Origin of the sequence: Aureimonas sp. ME7, assembly GCF_903970965.1 — a bacterium.
GTDB lineage: Bacteria > Pseudomonadota > Alphaproteobacteria > Rhizobiales > Rhizobiaceae > Aureimonas.
The window spans coordinates 1-1791 of the sequence record NZ_CAJCKW010000038.1; the positions used below are offsets into that span (position 1 = coordinate 1).

Genomic DNA, 1791 nt, shown 5'->3' on the forward strand with positions numbered 1-1791 from the left:
GCACCTGCCGCCGCGCTATGGCCGGCTGCGCCACCCCAACCCGCTTCGCCGGCCACCTCAACCGTGGTCGCCAAACCTACCATGCATTAGATTTGAACCGGACCACCTGATAGGGGCAGGCCAGCAGCGCTAGGGACGGATCGACGAAAAACATTCGTAGGCTTGACCAAAGATGGTGTGCGAAAGCGAGATGAGGTTCGTCAGGCCTTCGCCCAAGGCGAAGAGGAATTAGAAAGGCTGATCCAGCATGATTCGATGCCGGAGATGCTTTCGCATATGGAAAACGTCAATAGGGCTCTCCGCCAACGAGTTGATCGCGTGCGCTGAGAATCCGTCAGTGGCTTCGGTGCGCGATCGCGGCAGATTGGAAGTAGTGCTGACGGTTGCCTAGGCGCGCTGAAGGCCGCGTGTTGGGTGCTGTCGTCCGAGACGCGTCAGTGAGGCAAGGCTGAAGCTTTCTGGCAGGGGAATGTTGGTAGTCGGGTGGCATGTCCAACATTGCATCCGACTACCGATGAACAGTTCTATGTCCGCTTTGTCGGAGCCGACAAGAGCTGTCGCGTGGGAGAAATGAACGCTTTCCTGCCCTCCCGCTTCGCCGCCGCTTCCGGAAGCTAATTCACACCGAGCATCCTCATTAGTTAGGAGGCGATAACGACGCCTGCGCCCGGGGACGTTGAGACACGCGCCAGATCGTATGCGTCAGGTCGTCGGCGATCAGCAGGATGCGCTTTGCTGGGTCAAATACGACGCCGACGGGACGACCGCGTGTCTGACCATCGCCGGTGAGAAAGCCGGTCACGAAATCCACCGGCGCGCCGCCCGGCCGGCCTCCTTCGAACGGAACCCACGTCACCTTATAGCCAGACAGGTCTTGCCGGTTCCAACTGCCGTGCTCGCCGATAAACACCCCTTGCGCAAATGTCCCGCCGAACCCGCCATCGGTCGCGAAGGAGAGACCCAGCGCCGCAACATGGGAGCCGAGCGCATAGTCCGGTGCGATGGCCGTTTCCACGAGTTCCGGACTTTGCGGCTCGACACGTGGATCGAGGTTTTTGCCCCAGTAGCTGTAGGGCCAGCCGTAGAACGCACCGTCCTGAACGGACGTCAGATAGTCGGGGACTAATTGCGGGCCCAGTTCGTCGCGCTCGTTGACCACGGCCCAAAGCGCCTGGCTGGTCGGCTCGATCGCGAGCGCCGTGGGATTGCGGATGCCGCGCGCGATCGTTCGGTGAGCACCGGTCGCGCGATCGATCTCCCACACCACCGCCCGCTCCTGCTCGACGTCCATGCCGCGCTCGCCGACATTGCTGTTGGAGCCGATGCCGACATAGAGCTTCGAGCCGTCGGCGCTGGCGGTCAGCGACTTCGTCCAGTGGTGGTTGATTGCGGACGGCAGCTTGGTGACCTCCTCACCCGGCTCGGTGATCTCGGTCTGGCCTTCCTGGTAGGGAAAGCGCATCAGCGCATCTTGATTGGCGACGTAGAGCGAACTGTCGACGAAAGCGAGGCCATAAGGCGCGTTGAGGTTGTCGATGAGGACGCTGCGCACCTCCGGCTCGCCGTTGTTGTCGGCATCGCGCAGGAGGGTGATGCGGTTGCCGCCCTTGCCGCTGGAATTTCCCTGCCGCTTGATGACGCCGGCGATGATGTCCTTTGGACGCAAGGCTGGCGCATTGCCGCCTCGCCCTTCCGCCACCAGAACATCGCCGTTCGGCAGCACGAGCATTTGGCGCGGGATCGACAGGTCGGTGGCGAACGCCGTGATCGCGAACCCGTCGGGAACCGCCG

The 1791-nt window shown here is 62.4% G+C and carries 1 protein-coding gene; it reads right to left on the reverse strand.

Annotated elements, in window-relative coordinates:
- Positions 1–637: 637 nt before the first annotated feature.
- Positions 638–1729: a sorbosone dehydrogenase family protein gene (locus H7A85_RS20605; RefSeq protein ID WP_244631306.1), complete on the reverse strand. Its 1092-nt coding sequence runs from the start codon at positions 1727–1729 to the stop codon at positions 638–640.
- Positions 1730–1791: the final 62 nt, after the last annotated feature.

Coding starts and splice junctions, on each gene's coding strand:
- H7A85_RS20605 (WP_244631306.1), bottom strand. CDS start 1,729: ATGCTCGTGCTGCCGAACGGCGATGTTCTGGTGGCGGAAGGGCGAGGC.